The sequence below is a fragment of the Paenibacillus sp. ACRRX genome (assembly GCF_022346885.1).
Lineage (GTDB): Bacteria > Bacillota > Bacilli > Paenibacillales > Paenibacillaceae > Paenibacillus_B.
In genome coordinates this window covers 231157-249623 of sequence record NZ_JAKRNK010000007.1, presented here as the reverse complement: position 1 = coordinate 249623, position 18467 = coordinate 231157, and the positions used below count along the sequence as shown (strand labels likewise).

Below are 18467 nucleotides of genomic sequence, written 5' to 3'. Positions count from 1 at the left end.
AGGGCATTGCTATTCCTTGCTTTTCCTGTAAAGCGTCGTATCATCCATAAATCAAACACATCGAATCTTAATGTTAACTAATTACCCGGTCAAGCTCCGTCCGCATCATTTTGACTCGTGCGGGATCAAGCGGCATTAACGCCTTACCCGCTTGCCTCACGGTTGATCCAACGTGAACGTGAGTTATCTTCGTATTAGCTGTAAAGACAGCGATATTATCCAAGGTCAATCCCGCTCCAGCCATAATATGCAGACCTGTTTCTATGGATTCAAAGTGCATCTGCTCAATCATATGGATACCTTCTGGCGCCGTTGGAGCCCCGCCAGAAGTCAGGATGTCGGTAATGGAGGGATGACGTTTAATTACAGCTAAAGCCTCCATGATGTCGCTTGCTTCGTCTATCGCGCGATGAAAAGTTAATTTCATCGCGCCTGCAGCAGCGATAACTTGCTTCAACAGATGCTCATCAATCTGTCCGATCTCCGTTAGAGCCCCGAACACGATCGCTTCTGCTCCCACTGCACGTATATGTTCGATGTCTTTTAGGATCGTTTCACAATCATCAGCATCATACACAAATGATCTTGCATGAGGTCTCACCATAACACGAACAGGAATGGTGGATAACTGTACAGCTTGCTCTACTAACGCAAGACTAGGTGTAAGACCGCCTTCTGCTATTGCCGTAATTAGTTCAATCCGGTCCGCCCCGCTGTCCTGTGCTGCACGGACATCGCTTAACGTTGTTGCAATAACTTCTAAATGAATGCGGGATTGATAAGGCTTCATCTTTTATTTCCTCCCCTATTTGCATTTATCGTTATAAGTTAAATTGAAATACAGCTCTGCGATCCCCTACCACAACCCCTTGATCATTAATAATCGCGGACGGGAATGCCTCTTTGAGACGTTGAATCGTATCGGTTGTCTTATAGCCCATTTGCTCCAATAATGAGGTTATTACATAAGCACATTCCTCATCTGATCCGTCGGCAATCTTGATTGCAAATCCCAATTGCTCCTCACGAAGCGCGAAACCAAATATGCCCTTGAAACCACCTTTGGCTACGATGTTTGTGTCTTCCATCAGCACGGAATCCAACCGTCCTGTTCCCCCTACAAGTAGAGGATACTTGATCATTGCATCCCGGATACGTTGAACAGCTTGGCGTGTCGCTGTATCCTTAATGAATTCGGGACAAGCTAAATGTAAATATGCCTGCGCTATTGCCGGAAGAGGCAGCGCATATACGGGAAAGCCACATCCATCTGTGCCCACTCCCATCTCTTCGACGGTTACTCCAGAAAGTTCACAGATGATTGCTGTGATTTCCTGCTGTGCGGGATGATCTGGATCGGTATAAGATGCTTTGTCATATCCTGCATGTTGGCACCATGACAATACGCCAAAGTGCTTGCCAGCGCAATTATGGAACCTCCGTTCCCGATCGCCGCCCTCCCGCAGCCAATTTTCCTTTGTAGGTTCATGCAAAGGGAGAGACGGATTGCACACGAGCTCACTTTGGATCAAGCCGCTTCTTTCCATAATGGCATGCATCGTCTCCATATGAAAAGATTCACCCCGATGAGATGACATCATTAACGCCAATTCCCGATCCGTCAGTCCGTAATGCTCTAGCGTACCGCTTTTGACCACTGGAATGGCTTGGAATGGCTTTCCAGCAGATCGCAAGAAGCGGGGGCTTTCCATGTCCCCTAGCGCATAACGAATGTTACCGTCTTTGCCTACTCCGCATATTGCCCCTCTATGTTCACATTCGAGCCAATTATTGCGGGTTTCTTCAATTAATCGTTCATTCATGCCGATTTCTCCCTCATAAACAAGTGATACTTATGTGTAAATTATAACGAAACCAGAACCGAATTCCTAACGTAAGTTTCATATTAGTTAAATCATTCTGAACTCTTTGTTAATTAACCAATGGTTTTGAGGCAAAGATGCGGAGAAACAGATTAAAGGAGTGTAAGCTTAACATGACCAAGTCAACATCTATGAAAAGCCGTGCAGTTAATTATACCGTCAGTCTCATATGGGGCCTTGTCCTAGTTCCCCCGCTCTTGCTGGGATTGGGCTGGATTACTAAGGGCGTAATGAGCAACGACTTTAATCGAGTCGATACCGCGGTAACTGATTTTCTAAGACAATGGTCAAGCCCACTAATAACCAAAATCGTTATATTTTTTACCCATTTTGCTTCAAGCCACATAATTATTCCCTTGGCGATTCTGCTTGCGCTATGGTTTGCTTTTAGAAAAAGGCTGTATATGCATGCAATTACGCTGCTAATTGCTCTTACAGGAAGCTATCTTCTAAATGAAGGGATGAAAGCATGGCTGCAGCGTGCACGTCCTGAATGGGAGCATTGGGTGGCAGCTACTGGGTACAGCTTTCCAAGCGGACATGCCATGGTTTCAACAGCGTTCTATGGGATGCTGACGTACATTATAGTTCGTATTTGTAGGGCAGAAGGCAAACCATCTACCTACATATGGGTAGCAGGAGTATTACTCATTGTTGTAATTGGTTTAAGCCGTGTATATTTGGGCGTTCATTATATTACGGATGTGTCAGCAGGATTTATTGCAGGCGGCATATGGTTAATCGCTTGCATGTACGCACTCGGATGGATGACTCGAGAGAAATGAGTGTCCTCCTTCATAGTCATGCGACGTCACATTTGTTATCATAATAATGATTCAAAGTTCGCTAATAAGTGTATATGTTCATTAACTACTGTTACACAAAGGAGATAATCAAGATGACAACACAACAAACTTCCGTAAATGAAACATGTGATACAAGAGGATGTTCCACTTTTGCCAAAGGGGTTCTCATTGGGGGACTAATTGGCGCGGCGGCAGCCCTGCTGCTGGCGCCGAAATCAGGACGTGAACTACGTTCTGACATCAGTGATAAAGCACACGATGTTTCTGACAAGACTAAGGAAGTGGCCATTGATCTTAGCTCTAAAGCAGCAACTGCCGTCAAGACTGTTGGTGCCAAAGCAGAAGCTGTTGTATCGGGCGTAAAAGAAGCATCCTCCAATATTGTTACACAAGTGAAAGATGTGACCATTGATGCTGCAAATCAAGTCAAGGAAGCATCTGCTGACATCGCAGAAGAAGTTGTTGAACAATTGAAGAAAGACTAGACCTGGGGGATACATATGATGAACGCCTCAGCTGTTGTTACTGCCCCTGCCGATACGGTACGTCATGCGTTTCTGCAACAAGGCTATACAGGCATATGCTGTGCAGAGCAAGAAATATTTGTGCTCGGTTGGATGGACCCACATGCCAACAGCGAGCGCGCCACTCACATGTACAAAGTACCAGCGCAGCGGCTTCCTGACGGGCAATTACAGGTCAATGCGAAATTAGCCAGTTTCTCAGGGCTAAGCACAGTGCCTAGCCAACTCCAAGCCAAAGCAGACACAGAACTGCGCGAGCTATTGGTGCAGTTGTCTTTAACCGTCGGACTGGAACACAATCATACAGATGATGAGCCCACTACTATCGAGGAAACATGGAATTCAATGGCTCCTGATGAGGCGGCAATGAAGCAGCTCGGCCATGACATGAAACAAATTCAAACAAACAGTGAGTTAAAAAAGCAAGGACTCATTCCAGATCCTATGCAGTAAATACGAATACGTAAGCAAGTTAATGCTTGCTGCGATCATCAACCCAAGCTGAGCTCTAATCAAGTGCTCTCTTGGGTTGATGTATGTTTAAGGGGTATTTATGACACCTTAAGTGCAGTGCGGGTTTAATTTATGGGATTGAACAAGCAGTTTGTTAATTTGAACAAAAACGAGGTACACATTTTAGAGATCTAAACGAAGATATAAAGCGCTTACATTGTTATACTGATGGTACATCAACTGATGAACCTAACTTGAACAAGGGGGCTTACCTCAATGATTATTGGCGTACCTAAAGAAATAAAAAACAATGAAAATCGCGTAGCAATCACTCCTGCTGGTGTAATGGCTTTTAAAAAAGCTGGACACACTGTTCTAGTCGAGCATGAAGCAGGCCTTGGCAGCGGATTTACAAACGAAGATTATATCCGTGTAGGCGCTGAGATTGTCGCAGAAGCTAAAGATGCGTGGGCAGCCGAAATGGTAATAAAGGTAAAAGAACCATTGTCTTCCGAGTACGGGTACTTCAGAGAAGGACTGATCTTGTTCACTTATTTACACTTAGCAGCAGAGCCTGAATTAACGAAAGCTCTTGTCGATAAAGGCGTAACTGCCATTGCATATGAAACAGTACAAGTAGGCCGCACTTTGCCACTATTAACACCGATGAGTGAAGTTGCAGGACGAATGTCCGCTCAGATCGGAGCACAATTCTTGGAGAAGCCGCACGGTGGAATGGGTATTCTGCTTGGAGGCGTACCAGGGGTAAAACGTGGCAAAGTAACTGTAATCGGTGGTGGCGTCGTAGGAACAAATGCTGCTAAAATTGCAGCAGGCCTAGGGGCAGACGTAACGATTATGGATATGAACCCAGATCGACTTCGTCAATTGGACGATATCTTCGATAAGAGCGTTCATACGCTGATGTCCAACCCGCTCAACATCGCAGAAGCTGTGCAGGATTCCGATCTTGTCATCGGCGCGGTGCTTATCCCAGGAGCTAAAGCACCTAAGCTTGTAACTGAGGATATGATTAAGTCGATGAAACCAGGTTCTGTAGTCGTTGACGTAGCTATCGACCAAGGTGGTATCATCGAAACAGTGGATCGGATTACGACACATGACAATCCAACATATGTGAAGCACGGTGTTGTACACTATGCCGTAGCAAACATGCCTGGTGCAGTGCCTCGTACATCTACGATTGCACTCACGAACGTAACGATCCCTTATGCGCTTCAATTAGCAAACAAAGGTGTTCACAAAGCGCTTGAGGAGAACGCTGCACTTATGCTTGGCCTCAACACAGCTTCTGGCTCTGTAACATATGAAGCCGTAGCTCGCGATCTTGGTTATGACTATGTAACGGCGCAGGATGCCCTAAAAAAAGCACCTGCTCACGCTTAATTAAATACACACATATATAAAGAGAACACGTAATCATAATACGTGCAAAGAAAGTGGATGCGCAAAGTTTACAATGCAGAATAAACAGATAAAGAGACATAAACTGCACTAAAACAATCTATATTCCATAAGGATGTCCAAAATGGTTGAACGTATGGTTCCACAAATCAAACGTTCGCAATCGGATTATAATAGCAGCCCCGTTGTGCATATTTCAATTGCGCAGCGGGGCTGCTTTATGTACTGTACTTCTACCTTGATATTGTTTTGTAATGCCACAAATGCCACTAAGCAAGAACAAATGAATTGGGTAACGGCCGATATAAGTATTTAGCTATATGAACGCTGCAAGGCAGTCCCCTGATTTGTCCTTCCCTTCCATAAGCTTCAATCCCATTTTACAAACTCCAACACCCATATCTATATAAGATGTAACACGCACACAGTATTCCAAGCTACAAAGCAAACAACAATGCGGCAGCTTGCCTGTAATACGGCAGTCAAATTAAACTCGCCTCGCTATGCTCGCGTAATGGACTGTACTCGTTTGTAACGTAGTCCAATTAACGTAATACGATATAATGTAATACACAATTAACGTAATGCGGAGTAACACAATACAATCATGGAGCACTGCAAGTACTGCACACTGATTCTTTACATTATTGGATCTCGTAGCAGCTTCTATAACCACATGTAGTGCACAGCATAGCATGCAACCATCTCCTGGGCTGCATTGTCTCACCTCTACGGTATGTAAGTTGATACCCAAAATGTCATGTGTCCTGCCAAAACGAAAAAGCTGCTCGACCAGTCTATTCAGACCAGACGAGCAGCCTATCCATGCAACAGTGTAACCTAATCATTCGCATCCTTGCTATTCGTTGGATACTCTTAGTGAATCCTCTGTGCTGTCCGCGTCGCCTTTCTGTAAGTGGCTGTGACGTCTGGAGTAGCCAAAGTATACAATTACACCTAGCAGCAGCCAAATACCGAAATACAGCCAAGTTTGAAGCGGCAAATTCACCATCAAGAACAAACAGCAGCCTACCGAGATGATCGGGAGCAAAGGTACTAACGGCACTTTGAAACCACGTTTCATATTCGGATGTGTCTTACGCAAAATGATAACCGTAACACCAACCATCGCAAAAGTAAGCAAAGCTCCAATATTAGCCAAATTAGATAGTTCTTTCAGATCGATAAAGCCTGCAACGAAGGCACTCACGAGACCTGTCAGCCATACAGCTGTAGTCGGAGCTTCCTTCTTGTTCATCTTGGAGAACATTTTTGGAATAAGCCCATCTCGGCTCATCGAGTAAAATACACGGGTAGTTGCGTAAATATAAGCAAAAACGACTGCCATAATCCCGATGATGGCACCGGCAGCGATCACACCTGCTACTGCGTCTTGTCCAACAACATGCAACACGTGTGCCATAGCTTCAGGCACGTTTAATTCCGTATAAGGCACCATACCTGTCATAACCAAACAGACAACAACATAAATCACGGTACAAACTCCGAGCGAAGTGATAATACCAATTGGCAGATCACGCTGCGGATTTTTCACTTCTTCGGCTGATGTCGATAACGCATCAAAACCTAAAAAGGCAAAGAACACGGCTGCCGCACCGGACATTACACCTTCAAAACCGTAAGGCATAAATGGAGTCCAGTTAGCAGGCTTAACATAAAACACCCCAACAATGATAAACAGGAGAATAACACCAAGCTTAATTGCTACCATGATGTTGTTTACCTTCTTGCTCTCTTTCGTACCACGTGAGAGCAGCCAGGTAATAAACATAATGATAATCATGGATGGAAGGTTAACTAGCCCGCCTTGACTCGGAATCGTAATCAACTCTCTTGGCAAATCAAGCCCAAAGCCAGATAGAAAGTTATTAAGATATCCGGTCCAACCACTTGCAACTGCCGAGGTGGTTACGACATATACGGACAATAGTGTCCATCCCATCAAATGAGCGACAAGTTCACCGATTGTGGCGTACGAATAAGTGTAAACGCTTCCACTAACCGGAATTGCAGATGATATCTCCGCATAACACAGTGCTGCGAATCCGCACACAATCGCCGCTATAATAAACGAAAAGATAACGGCCGGGCCGGCGTCCCGGGCTGCTACAAGCCCAGTTAATACGAGTACGCCTGTCCCAATAACTGCTCCAATGCCAAGAAGCGTCAAGTCCATTGCACCTAATGACTTCGTGACACTCTTGCTCTTGCTTTGCAAAAGCATCTGCTCTACATTTTTCTTCCTAAATAGTTCTGCCATCTAGGTCACTCCTCACTAGACGCCAAAACGTCAACTATACGGTTCCACATTATTATTTTACCATGTCACGTATTATATGCGCAGCCCGCAATTATTGGAAACGATTACATTTCTGTGACACCTTAAGTTTTTTACTATTTTCACGAGCCTTTTTCTGCCCGAGTTTTCATAGACTTGAATTCTATTTCTATTCAAATAGGACAAATATGCACCAATTATACAGGCACACATTTGTCCTTATTCTTTGTATGTCCATCTCATTGTAAGTCCCTAGCCATCATAATCTGCTTCAGCTTCTCTGTTGCTCTTCTCTGAATACGGGAAACGCTCATCTGCGAAATACCAAGCTGCTCTGCTGCCGTTCGCTGCGACAGTCCTTGCTCAAACACAAGCTGCAGCACCTGCATCTCTTCCTGCTTTAGCTGCTTCATGGCTTCGAGCAGATCCATCTTACGTTCTACAGCGTCATAATCATTTACGTCAGAACTGATTAGCTCTCCAAGCGTGGCCGCACTCTCTTCTTGAGACAGCGGCGTGTCAAGCGAAACGTAATGATAGCACTCTCGACCTGCCAGAACCTCCAAAGTTTCTTCCTCGGACAGTTCCAGTTGCTGGGCTATTTCTTCAATGTTGGGTGAGCGTTCAAGCTTTACAGTCAGCAGATCAATGGTTTGCTGCACCAAAGCACCCTTTTCTTTGATTCGCCTTGGCACTTGGATATACCAAGACTTGTCCCTCAAATAATTTTTCATATGACCGATCATACTTTTCATTGCATAAGCCTCAAAAGGGACGCCCAGTGCGTGATCAAACTGATTCAGCAGACGGATAAGCGCCATATTGCCCACCTGCATCAGATCTTCGTAGAGGTCTGGGCGATTACGCGATATCTTGCCTGCAGCCATCTTCACCATAGGCTCGTACCTCTGAATCAAAATAGTGGCTGTATCGTTGTCTTTGGTGGTTTGATATTGGCGGATGAGATCATTAGCCGAATGGGACTGGGGAAGTAGACTCATCGGAGTTCCTCGCTAAACTGTTGGATGCGTTTCTTCATGCGGACTTCAGTACCGCGCCCCTCTATGCTGACAACCTCCACTTCATCCATGAGTGCCTGCATTAAGTAGAAACCTAGGCCTCCTGCCTGCACTTCATCAATCGACTTGTCATGCCACCCCAACAGTTCCTGAGTCTCGTGCTCCGCATGAAAGCTGTTGCCCTCATCACGAATCGTCAGACCCAGCTCGTTGTTACCAATGTCAAATGCGATATCCACCATACCGCCTTCCCGATTGTACGCATATAAAACTGCATTATTACAAGCTTCCGACACTGCAACCTTCATATCCTCGATCTCTTCGTAAGAAAATCCAATTTTGCTGGCGATTCCATATAACGTTAAACGAACCAAATCGACATAGTCAGCTTGAGCAGGCAGCGTTAATCTGACCTGCTGCTGTATTTTGCTATCAGTCATGATTCATGTCCTTTCAATTATCATTTTCGAGTCCTTATTGGCTTGACATTAAAAACTTTGAAATTCCTGTCATATCAAACAACTTTTGAACCTGCGATGGAACATTTTCCACGAAAAATGGTGCTCCTGCGGCTTTGCGAACTTTTACAATGGAAATAAGAATGCCAATGCCTGTACTGTCAATGTACGTAAGCTTGGATAGATCAAGTGTAAGCTGGTTAGTCGAATCGTTAGCTAGCGGCTCCATAAAAGAACGAAACTCGCCAGAAGCAGCCAAATCCAGATCACCTTGAAGTTGAATGGTTATTTGCTGCCCATCTTGATGTGTTACGACTGCAAATTGGTTTGTGCTCATATAGTCCTCTCCCATTATTCCACACATTTTATGAAGAAATGATGTACCTACTCGGCTATTTATTTTGTTGATTTCATACTTAGGTTCCTATTACCCGGTAGTTGAAACGCTGAAACATTTAAATTCAAAATAGTTGTCATCCGGATACGAATGCTAATTTCTCTCATTGCTCCAATTTACCCAGTACAACTGTAAATTGAAACATCGCCCCATGATCAAGCGCATACGCAGCAATATCGCCTTGCATCATCTGTACAATTGATTTGCTAATTGCAAGGCCTAAGCCGCTGCCGCCGTAGCGACGATTCATAGAGGAATCCAGCTGTGAGAATGGCTGAAATAATGCATTCATCTTATCTACCGGCAATCCAATGCCTGTGTCCTGTACCTCAATTTGCAGTCGACAAGTACTGTCGTCTTCATGGTCTGGAACCAGCTGAATACGAATACAAATCTCGCCATCATCCGTAAATTTGACAGCATTGCCCACCAGGTTAATAAGTACCTGGCGCAGCCGAATCATATCACCCAGCAGACAAGCCGGAACATCCGGCTTAATATCGACAGAGCATGTCAATTGTCGTTTGCTCATCTCCGCTGTAAACAATTCAAACACTTCCTGAATCAAAGCTTTGATGTCAAACGGGTACTCTTCAAGCTCCAACTTGCCGGACTCCATCTTTGTAAAATCCAGAATGTTGTTGATCGTCTGCATTAACGAATCCGCACTCTTCCGAATCATCTCCGCATAATTACGCTGCTCTAGACTCATCTCTGTATCTTGCAGCAGGTCAGCCATTCCAATGACTCCATTGAGCGGTGTACGAATCTCATGGCTCATCATTGCGAGAAATTGCGTTCTGGCTAGCGCTGCACGTTCCGCTTCTTCCTTTGCAATTGCCAGTTCGCGATTCATCCGTTCCAATTCCAGTGTCTTCTGATGAAGCAGCATCTTCTGGGATTTCAAGCGCTTCTGTGCAAGAAAGATCCCCACGAAGCTTTGGATCTTGGACCGCAAGATGTGCGGTACAAAAGGCTTGACCATATAGTCGACGCCGCCTGCAGAATAGCCCGCAAACAGGTGCTCAGATTCCTTATAGTTAGCCGAAATAAAAATAATCGGAATATGCTGCGTTTTCTCCCTGGCTTTGATCCACTTGGCTGTCTCAATGCCATCCATGCCAGGCATCTGCACATCAAGCACAATGACAGCAAATTCCTCTTTCATAAGATGTCGCAGTGCTTCTTCTCCTGAGGTAGCCTTAATGAGCCGATAATTCTCTTCCGAGAGCACAGCTTCCAAGGCGAGCAAGTTCTCCGGACGATCATCGACCAACAGAATGTTAATAGGCTCTAACGTAGGCATGTGGCCTCCTCGATCAGTTATCGAATTTTTCGATATATTTTCTCCAAACGGTCTACTTCCTCGTAATGCGACTCACAGGCTGTAAAATGGATCGATTCTTTGGATCCCAGCACCAACATTCCTAGTGGGGCCAGACTCTCATAGAACAACCGATGGACTCGGTCCCGCAGCGGATCATTAAAGTAAATCATCACATTTCGGCAAAAAATAACGTTAAATTCATTAAACGACATATCCGTAGCCAAATTGTGGTCCGAAAAAATAATGTTTTTTCTTAAAGACGGATGAAAGATCACACTGCCGTCTTCCGCTGCGTTGTAATATTCGGAAAAGGAGCGATTTCCCCCAGCCTCCAAATAATTAGTCGTATACAGGCGCATCTTATCTAAAGAACAACGGCCTTCCTTCGCTTTTTGCAGAACAACAGGGTTCATATCAGTCGCATACAATCTAGCTTTCTCATACAGTCCTTCCTCTTGTAAGAGAATCGCCATCGAATAGACTTCCTCCCCTGTTGAGCAGCCCGCATGCCATATGCGAATATAAGGATATGTCCGTAAAAGGGGTACAACTTTATCCCGGAAAGCAGCATACATCTTAGGATCACGAAACATCTCCGTAACTGGTATCGACAACGTATGAACCAAGCGCTGCACATAATCGCGGTTGTACAATACTTTTCCCTGAAGCTCTGATATCGAGGTCAACTGTTCATCGTATATCTGATGCCAAATTCGACGTCTCAAGGACGGATACGCATAATCTCGAAAGTCGTAGCCATACACCTTGTACATCCCCTCTAACAACAATTCAATCTCAATGCGTTCGCGATCAGCATCCCCATGTCTACGCATGTCCTGCGCAGATACTTGATCAGATTCATGCTCGTCCATGCTCGACTTCCTTTCCGAATCCCCATACGGCTTACTTTGTTTATACTAGGTGCTGTACAGCCACACTCTCATTAGAGACAGCAATTGCTCGGTTTGGAATGGCTTGCTGACATAATCAGATGCCCCTGCCTCTATACACTTATTACGGTCTTCCTTCATCGCTTTGGCTGTAAGTGCGATAATCGGCAGCTTCTCAAATGCAGGCATTTGGCGAATTTTCCGCATCGCTTCGTAACCGTCCATCTCCGGCATCATCATGTCCATCAGGACGATATCGAAGGTTGGTTTTCGTTCCAGAGCCGCCAGTGCCTCTACTCCATTTTCCGCATACTCAATCACCATATCAAACTGCTCGAGAACACTCGACAACGCAAATACATTCCGTACATCATCATCTACAAGCAGTACTCTTTTGCCTGATAACAACTGATCTTTCGGCTCTAATGCACGCTCGGACGGATATGACCTATCCTCCTCTAATTCGACGCGGTTCAAGAGCAGCATCGTCTCTTGCAGCAGACGCTCCGGCGACTTCACGTTCTTGATAATAATACTTTGTGCGCGCTTGCGCAGCTCCAGCTCTTCTTTGTTATCCAGCGACTTGCCTGTATAAATGATGATAGGCAGATGAACAAGCTCTGGCAGCGTCTGTTCGATACGCTCCATCAGTTGGAAGCCAGTCATATCTGGCAGCATCAGATCAAGTACCATACCGTCTATCTTCTCTTGCGCAAGGTGTTCTAGCGCCTCTGATCCAGTAGATACGGCGGTCACAGACACATTGGCTCCTTCAATAAGGGCAATCATTGATTGCCGCTGAGGACCATCATCTTCAACAATCAGGAGCCTTCTGCGCTCGAACATCCATGGCCGTACCTGAGCAAGCTTGGGCTTGCCAGCAGAGTTATCCTTCTTCTTTGCATAGCTGGCCGCCACCTCGGACAACATCTGTGTCTGTTGAAGCTTCACGCTCTCTTTCTCTTCAGACACTCCGTCCTCAATCTGCTTCGATACCTCCCTAACCAACTGCTCGATCTCCGACATGTGGATGCTGTCAGCTGTAACTTGCAGCTTGGCTAGCTCCTCAGCCTCTGTATACATCGGAAGCAGCAAAGTAAATGTGCTCCCTTGCCCTGGGATGCTGCTAACTGTCAAGCTACCGCCTAAGAGCTGGGTAAGTTCTCTGCTGATCGATAATCCTAAGCCAGCGCCACCGTATTTTCGGCTTGTTGTGCCGTCAAGCTGCTGAAAAGCATCAAATATAAGTCCCAGCTTCTCCTGTGGGATGCCGATTCCTGTATCTTTGACCTGAATAGCCAAAAATGCTGGTGATTCTTCGCCCTCAATAGCATTTGGGTCCAAGGAAGGAGCCAATGCAAGCTCAATGCTGCCGGAATTGGTAAACTTAAATGCATTGGACAATAAGTTCCGAACAATTTGCTTTAGACGATCGGCATCCGTATAAATAGATGCTGGCAGTCCCTCGGCAACATGAAGTTGGAATGCAATACCTTTCTGGGAAGCAATCGGTTCAAAGCTATCATACATAAAGCTAGTTATCTCTTGAATATGCATCAGTTCGTAGTCTACCTTCATCTTGCCCGCATCTATTTTGCTCAAATCTAGAATCTCGTCAATCATCTTTAATAGATCCGCCCCAGACATATGAATCGTCCGCGCATATTCAACTTGTTTCTCTAGTAAATTGCCTTCCTTATTCTCCCCCAGCAACTGCGAGAGAACGAGAAGACTGTTAAGAGGTGTCCGCAATTCGTGAGACATATTGGCTAGAAACTCTGACTTGTACTTAGACGCAAGCGCCAATTGCAGCGTCTGACGCTCCAATGCGGTACGCGCGCTTTCCAACTCCTCGTTCTTCTCTTGCGTGCTCAGCATTGTCTCTTCCAGCGCTCTTGTCTTGGCAATAAGCTCTGTGTTGTAATGCTCCAGTTCCTCCTGCTGCCGTTGTAAAAGCTCTTCTGAACGCTTCAGCGCCTCGGTTTGAGCTTCTAGGTGCTCGTTCGAACGACGCAAGTCTTCTTGCTGCGTCATTAATTCTTCCGACTGACACTGCAGTTCCTCCGTCAGTGCCTGTGAATCCCGCAGAAGGTCTTCCACACGCATCTTACCTGATATCGTATGGATAATGACCCCTAAATTGATCATCAGTTGTTCTAACAACTTATGTTGTGTATGCGTCAGTGGCTTAAGAGACGCCAGTTCGACAACACCAAGCACCCGCTGCTCAAACGTTATCGGGTAAAGCGCCAGCTCCATTGGCGAAGCTTCGCATACGCCAGATTGAATACGGAGAGAGCAATCTACCATATCATGAATAAGAATTGGGCGTTCGTCAGCGGCGCACTGGCCAACCAGGCCTTCTCCGATGTCAAAGCTGTGTTCAGCCTCCAATTGATGCTGTGCCGCATACGTGCCATATAGGCGCAGCTTATTGGATGCTCTGGCTTCATCACGGATGTAGAGTGCACCATACTGGGCGCTCAGGATTGGTGTGAATTCGTTGATAAAAGTCTGGCCGACTTGCTGCAGCGTTGTCACGCCATTTAACAAATCCGTTACTTTTGCAATGTTGCTATCTATCCAGGCTTGCTGCTCTTGTTCCAGTTGAAACTGCTCTTCAATCTTTTTACGTTGCTCCAGATCAGAGACCATAGACTTAAATACTTCAATGACTTCCCCAATCTCATCATTTGTATAAGCCTTCATCTTACGGATGATTGCCGTGCGGCCACGTGAAAGACTACGTATCATCAACGCCATCGTGTTCAAATTACGAGTTACTCCTGGAATAACCCATACCATAACACCTATACTTAATAGAATGCCTAATCCCATCATCCCTACCGTCCAAGCAATAGACAGCTCATACATCTGTTGGGATTTACGAAGCTGGTCATCCATCATCATTTCATGATAACTGGCAAGGCTGTTTAGATCCTCCTGAAGCTTCTTCAGATAAGGCAACCCAACACTGTTCCGCAGTTCATTGGCTTTTGCCACATTGTTAGATGCACTCAACCGTTCCGCTTCTTCAACGAATTCAATGTAATTAGCCCATGATCGGTTCACCTGGGAGATATTTTCCTTCTCTTGGATGGTGAGGACGGTATTCTCCAGTAATTGAAGCGCTTGAATTACTCGTTTCTTATACCGTTGAATCTCTAGTGCTGCCTCTTGTGTACTTGTACCCCCATTTAGCAGTTCATTAACAAGCTCGCGTGCCATATTATTGGAATCGTCTCTGGCACCTGAGGCCGCTTTTACCTTTACAAAGCGTTCATTATAGAAACGTTCAATCTCGGTTTGCATACCGCTCATCCGTACATAAGAAATCAAACCGAGTCCTGCCAAAATAATCATAAATGAAGCAAAACCTATGATTAACTTTGTCTTTAACTTCACGCTGTTTCCCCCTCCATGCTCCGCACAGAAACCCATACCATGCATTTATCATCCTCACGTGCGCAGGGGTTGCCAAACAATGCTGACCATGCATCCGCATCAATGGAATCCTCTTGCTTCATTAGCTCCGTAAGATGCTCAATTGCATCATCCAGTTCATCTCCGGCAGCCTCCACAAGACCATCCGTATAAAGAGCCATCCGGTACTCATTCGTACACATAATCATCTTTGACTCTACCTCCAACTCAGGAAACATACCGACAGGATGGCCCGTAGACTCCAGATGGACGACCGCACCATCGCTCATCACGACGATGCCTGGCGGATGACCCGCATTGGCATACTGAATCAAGTGCTGCTTTGTATCCACAATGGCGTATATTGCCGTCAAATAATACATCGTCAAGCTGTCGCTCATATGCAAGTAATGAAACTTACTGTTCAGACTGCGCAGCACGCCATCTGGTGTCTCCTCACTCATGACCGTATTACGGAGCGCCGAAGCAATAAACATACACAGCAGTGCGGAAGATACCCCGTGGCCCATCATATCTAAAATGAGCACGCCGTATTTACCATTTCCTAATGGAAACCAGGCATACAGATCGCCTGCCAGCTCTTCAGAAGGCCTGTATATTGCCTGTATCTCTATCTGCTCATCTGAATACGGTTCAGTTAGAACAGAGGCTTGTACACTAGCCGCCAAGCGCAGCTCCTCCCGGATATGCCGATCTCTTTCCTTGTGCCAGTCCTTCTCTTTCTTCAGGCGTAAAGCAAGTCGAATCCGTGCCAGCAGCTCAATGCGATTTATTGGCTTGGTGACATAATCAACCGCTCCTGCATCCAGCGCCTCCGCCAATGTATTGGAGTCCCCAATAGCAGTAACCATGATGATTGGAATATCACGGAGCAAGGGAAAGGTTTGAACATGCCTGCATGCTTCCAATCCATCAATCTCCGGCATCATCATATCCAGCAAGATTAGATCGATATCCGGTTCTTTTAGAGTATCTGTGCTGATGCCTGACTTCTTTAGTCCCAATACCTCATACATCTCTCTTGCGGAAGAGACTGTCATAATGCCGGTATAATCAGCTTTACGCAATATTTCTCGTATAAGCATCACATTCGTCGGGTTATCATCGACAACGAGTACGTTCAATTGCGTTTCTCCCCTATCTTTGCAGCGTCATCTCAACTATACCTAAATTAGTCAGGTGAGGGCATGCCATTTGAAAAATTCCACTAAATAACAACATGAGCTGCATCTGTGCGTGCCTTAACCTAATTCGTACACTATATCCCTAATAAAAACATAGCCGGCTATCTAATGATAACCGGCTATTTCTATTTCGAGCTGTTGCGGAACAATTGCCACGCCTGCACTCCGATATCTACCCACGACTTCCAGGCTTCTGAAGAAGCCGCTGCGCGCGCAGGAGCCGCCTTGGCAGCAGACTTCGCCGCGGCAGCCTCAGCGATCGCCATTGGCATCATCATCTGTGCTTCTATCTCCGGAGCAGCGTGTACCGATTCTGCTGCAGTAGCTTGCACTGCTGCGGAAGCTAGCGCGAAATCGACAGCCGCTGCGGGTCCCCCGTCACCATCCCTCACCGCATCTGACGCAGCGTCCGCCGCTGCCGGTGTCTGAACGCGTGATTTACGCTTCAGCTTATCTGTGTCAAAACGTGTTGCTGCCTTGCGCACACCGTTTACTACACCAACAGATACTTGCCGAGCTACGGCAGTTACTTCATTCAGCGCTTCACCGATATTTTCAATGGAGTCAACGAGCGGCTCTATCTTCTTCACCTGCTGCTGGATGCCGGCAGTCATCTCATTTGCATTGCGGGCAACCGCCTGCAAGTCTCCACTTAATGCCTCAACCGTGCGCTGTACTTCCTCCAAAGTTGCCGATGCACGGTCTAATGAACGCTTGGCTGTTACCAGCGTCTGAATTAGAAATATAACAAGGACTACAAAAGCCAACGATGCGATTAAAGCACTGATTTCCAGTATCATTGTGCACCCTCTCTTCCCACAAATAATATGTATGTCTGCTAAGAAGTCTATCATAGTGGATCTTTACTCTTATTGTATATGAATATGTACATATTTGCTGCACATAGATCGAAATGTTACTACATTAGCCATACAGTACTCACCCCTCACAGCGCATAAGACTACAAATCCGCGTTTGTCGCGTTTGTACAGGGAATAGAGCTAACAATGTATACCCCTGAGCAAGACTATTGAATCATAAATTTGAAATAAAAAAGGAATGTTTCAAACCGATTTTGATTCGGTTATACAATCTGCAACAAACCAAAGCAACTCAACAGACATTTTCTAACGAGGAAAAAGGAGTGAATATGATGTTAAGATGGGCTCTGTTATTTTTTATCATCGCAATCGTGGCAGGTATATTCGGATTTTTCGGTATTGTGGAGGCGGCAGCCTCGATCGCAAAAGTACTATTCTTTATTTTCCTGATTCTGTTTGTGATATCGTTGCTTACTGGCAGAAGGACATCCTGACTTGACACGGATTGTTACGACTGAACAAAAAAGGCTGTACCGAAGTAGATCGATCTACTTCGGTGCAGCCTTTTTATTGTATGTCCTTCTTATCCGCCCCTGTTGGATAGCATGGAAGTGAACAGCTAAGCTGAAAGCGTAGATTTTTTTGTCTTCCAGCGAATCTCTACCAATATCATGCCTCCGAAAATAAGCGCACAGCCAACAATTGCCCAAATCCCCAGTGTCTCATTTGCAAATGTGACGCCTGTAATGGCCGCAAACACGGGTTCTGTGGCATAAATGATCGCCACTCTTGTCGCCGACGTATACCGCTGACTCCATGTCTGAGCCCAGAAAGCAAACGCAGTGGAGAGGCCAATGGATACAGCAAGCGCAACCAGCACATCTGAATTGGTAAGCGAAGTCCACAGTTCAGCAGGTGAACCAAGCGACTCTGTTAATAACGAAAAGACGGCAGACAGCACACCCACTGTGCCCAATTGTACGATAACAAGCGGCAGCGTATCATATACGGGAGCATATTTACCCGTCAGTGCAATCTGCAGTGCAAAACAGATCGCACAGAAAAACACGAGCAAATCCCCTTTGTTAAAGGTTAACACCCCGCCATTAAACGTAAGCAGATACAATCCTATAAAGGCGATAACTGCCGCAGCCCATGTGGACCAAGAAAGATGCTGCCGCATGAACAGCAGCATCGCAAACGGAACAAGCACAACTGAAATACCAGTAATAAAGCCCGTGTTTGTCGTAGTTGTATGCAGAAGTCCAATCGTCTGCAAGGCATAGGCCCCGAACAGCCAACAGCCCAGCAAGCTGCCATGAAGCAGCAGCTTGCGCGACCAATTGTATTTCCGACGGCGGTACATCATCATCATGATGATGACAAATAAAAGCGTTGCGCCCAAAAAACGAACAGCGTTAAATGCCAGCGGCGGCAGCGTCTGTACCGCCTTTTGCACAATAATAAAAGTGGAGCCCCAAACAAAGGCAACCAACAGCAAACATAGATTCGCAATCCAAGCACGTGTCATTCCGTC

General features: G+C 45.8%; 17 protein-coding genes and 1 pseudogene. 6 read left to right on the top strand and 12 right to left on the bottom strand.

Features of this window, described 5'->3' with window-relative positions; genetic code table 11:
* Positions 1-73: 73 nt before the first annotated feature.
* Entirely contained in the window at positions 74-790 is a 717-nt protein-coding gene (locus tag MH117_RS20265; protein WP_239331791.1) for a copper homeostasis protein CutC, read from the bottom strand.
* Between the two features lie 31 nt (positions 791-821).
* Entirely contained in the window at positions 822-1823 is a 1002-nt protein-coding gene (locus tag MH117_RS20260) for an asparaginase (protein WP_239331789.1), read from the bottom strand.
* Positions 1824-1996: 173 nt separating this feature from the next.
* Between MH117_RS20260 and MH117_RS20255 the strand changes: the two genes are divergently transcribed.
* The 5 genes from MH117_RS20255 (at position 1997) to MH117_RS20235 (ending at position 5407) form a co-directional block, all read left to right on the top strand.
* Entirely contained in the window at positions 1997-2668 is a 672-nt protein-coding gene (locus tag MH117_RS20255; protein WP_239331787.1) for a phosphatase PAP2 family protein, read from the top strand.
* Between the two features lie 113 nt (positions 2669-2781).
* The gene (locus MH117_RS20250) at positions 2782-3174 is read left to right on the top strand and encodes a YtxH domain-containing protein (protein WP_239331785.1); all 393 of its coding nucleotides are present in this window, start codon (positions 2782-2784) and stop codon (positions 3172-3174) included.
* 18 nt (positions 3175-3192) lie between these two features.
* Entirely contained in the window at positions 3193-3666 is a 474-nt protein-coding gene (locus MH117_RS20245) for a hypothetical protein (protein WP_239331783.1), read from the top strand.
* A 276-nt stretch (positions 3667-3942) separates the two neighbouring features.
* The gene (gene ald, locus MH117_RS20240) at positions 3943-5073 is read left to right on the top strand and encodes an alanine dehydrogenase (protein WP_239331781.1); all 1131 of its coding nucleotides are present in this window, start codon (positions 3943-3945) and stop codon (positions 5071-5073) included.
* 142 nt (positions 5074-5215) lie between these two features.
* Positions 5216-5407, top strand: coding sequence for a hypothetical protein (locus tag MH117_RS20235; protein WP_239331779.1), 192 nt, complete (start codon positions 5216-5218; stop codon positions 5405-5407).
* Between the two features lie 543 nt (positions 5408-5950).
* On the opposite strand, the gene MH117_RS20230 is transcribed toward MH117_RS20235, so the two are convergent.
* The 9 genes and pseudogenes from MH117_RS20230 to MH117_RS20190 form a co-directional block, all read right to left on the bottom strand.
* Complete coding sequence (locus tag MH117_RS20230) at positions 5951-7372, bottom strand: amino acid permease (RefSeq protein ID WP_239331778.1); 1422 nt, start codon at positions 7370-7372, stop codon at positions 5951-5953.
* A 257-nt stretch (positions 7373-7629) separates the two neighbouring features.
* Complete coding sequence (locus MH117_RS20225; protein WP_239331777.1) at positions 7630-8391, bottom strand: sigma-70 family RNA polymerase sigma factor; 762 nt, start codon at positions 8389-8391, stop codon at positions 7630-7632.
* Positions 8388-8849 carry an anti-sigma B factor RsbW gene (rsbW, locus tag MH117_RS20220; protein WP_239331775.1) on the bottom strand — a complete coding sequence of 154 codons (462 nt, stop codon included), beginning with the start codon at positions 8847-8849 and terminating at the stop codon, positions 8388-8390. The genes MH117_RS20225 and rsbW overlap by 4 nt, the downstream gene beginning before the upstream one ends.
* Positions 8850-8883: 34 nt before the next feature.
* Complete coding sequence (locus tag MH117_RS20215) at positions 8884-9204, bottom strand: STAS domain-containing protein (protein ID WP_239331772.1); 321 nt, start codon at positions 9202-9204, stop codon at positions 8884-8886.
* A 178-nt stretch (positions 9205-9382) separates the two neighbouring features.
* Positions 9383-10570 (bottom strand): annotated as a pseudogene (locus MH117_RS20210) (response regulator); the annotation flags it as partial.
* A 17-nt stretch (positions 10571-10587) separates the two neighbouring features.
* Positions 10588-11424, bottom strand: a complete 837-nt coding sequence (locus tag MH117_RS20205) for a CheR family methyltransferase (RefSeq protein WP_481857289.1) — start codon at positions 11422-11424, stop codon at positions 10588-10590.
* Positions 11425-11508: 84 nt separating this feature from the next.
* Positions 11509-14886, bottom strand: a complete 3378-nt coding sequence (locus tag MH117_RS20200; protein ID WP_239331768.1) for a response regulator — start codon at positions 14884-14886, stop codon at positions 11509-11511.
* Positions 14883-16049, bottom strand: a complete 1167-nt coding sequence (locus tag MH117_RS20195) for a SpoIIE family protein phosphatase (protein WP_239331766.1) — start codon at positions 16047-16049, stop codon at positions 14883-14885. Before MH117_RS20195 ends, MH117_RS20200 begins: the two co-directional genes overlap by 4 nt.
* 185 nt (positions 16050-16234) lie before the next feature.
* Complete coding sequence (locus MH117_RS20190; RefSeq protein WP_239331764.1) at positions 16235-16909, bottom strand: DUF948 domain-containing protein; 675 nt, start codon at positions 16907-16909, stop codon at positions 16235-16237.
* Positions 16910-17262: 353 nt separating this feature from the next.
* Between MH117_RS20190 and MH117_RS20185 the strand changes: the two genes are divergently transcribed.
* On the top strand, positions 17263-17424 hold the full coding sequence (locus MH117_RS20185; protein WP_239331762.1) for a DUF1328 domain-containing protein: 162 nt from the start codon (positions 17263-17265) through the stop codon (positions 17422-17424).
* Positions 17425-17549: 125 nt separating this feature from the next.
* Here the strand turns inward: MH117_RS20185 and MH117_RS20180 are convergent, their stop codons facing one another.
* Positions 17550-18461 carry a DMT family transporter gene (locus tag MH117_RS20180; protein WP_239331760.1) on the bottom strand — a complete coding sequence of 304 codons (912 nt, stop codon included), beginning with the start codon at positions 18459-18461 and terminating at the stop codon, positions 17550-17552.
* Between the last annotated feature and the right edge of the window lie 6 nt (positions 18462-18467).

Bases quoted from the DNA above. Each gene is read 5' to 3' on its own strand.
- MH117_RS20180 (WP_239331760.1), bottom strand. From the start codon at position 18,461: ATGACACGTGCTTGGATTGCGAATCTATGTTTGCTGTTGGTTGCCTTT.
- MH117_RS20185 (WP_239331762.1), top strand. From the start codon at position 17,263: ATGTTAAGATGGGCTCTGTTATTTTTTATCATCGCAATCGTGGCAGGT.
- MH117_RS20245 (WP_239331783.1), top strand. From the start codon at position 3,193: ATGAACGCCTCAGCTGTTGTTACTGCCCCTGCCGATACGGTACGTCAT.
- MH117_RS20190 (WP_239331764.1), bottom strand. From the start codon at position 16,909: ATGATACTGGAAATCAGTGCTTTAATCGCATCGTTGGCTTTTGTAGTC.
- MH117_RS20225 (WP_239331777.1), bottom strand. From the start codon at position 8,391: ATGAGTCTACTTCCCCAGTCCCATTCGGCTAATGATCTCATCCGCCAA.
- MH117_RS20265 (WP_239331791.1), bottom strand. From the start codon at position 790: ATGAAGCCTTATCAATCCCGCATTCATTTAGAAGTTATTGCAACAACG.
- ald (WP_239331781.1), top strand. From the start codon at position 3,943: ATGATTATTGGCGTACCTAAAGAAATAAAAAACAATGAAAATCGCGTA.
- MH117_RS20205 (WP_481857289.1), bottom strand. From the start codon at position 11,424: ATGCGTAGACATGGGGATGCTGATCGCGAACGCATTGAGATTGAATTG.
- rsbW (WP_239331775.1), bottom strand. From the start codon at position 8,849: ATGACTGATAGCAAAATACAGCAGCAGGTCAGATTAACGCTGCCTGCT.
- MH117_RS20250 (WP_239331785.1), top strand. From the start codon at position 2,782: ATGACAACACAACAAACTTCCGTAAATGAAACATGTGATACAAGAGGA.
- MH117_RS20255 (WP_239331787.1), top strand. From the start codon at position 1,997: ATGACCAAGTCAACATCTATGAAAAGCCGTGCAGTTAATTATACCGTC.
- MH117_RS20235 (WP_239331779.1), top strand. From the start codon at position 5,216: ATGGTTGAACGTATGGTTCCACAAATCAAACGTTCGCAATCGGATTAT.
- MH117_RS20215 (WP_239331772.1), bottom strand. From the start codon at position 9,204: ATGAGCACAAACCAATTTGCAGTCGTAACACATCAAGATGGGCAGCAA.
- MH117_RS20260 (WP_239331789.1), bottom strand. From the start codon at position 1,823: ATGAATGAACGATTAATTGAAGAAACCCGCAATAATTGGCTCGAATGT.
- MH117_RS20230 (WP_239331778.1), bottom strand. From the start codon at position 7,372: ATGGCAGAACTATTTAGGAAGAAAAATGTAGAGCAGATGCTTTTGCAA.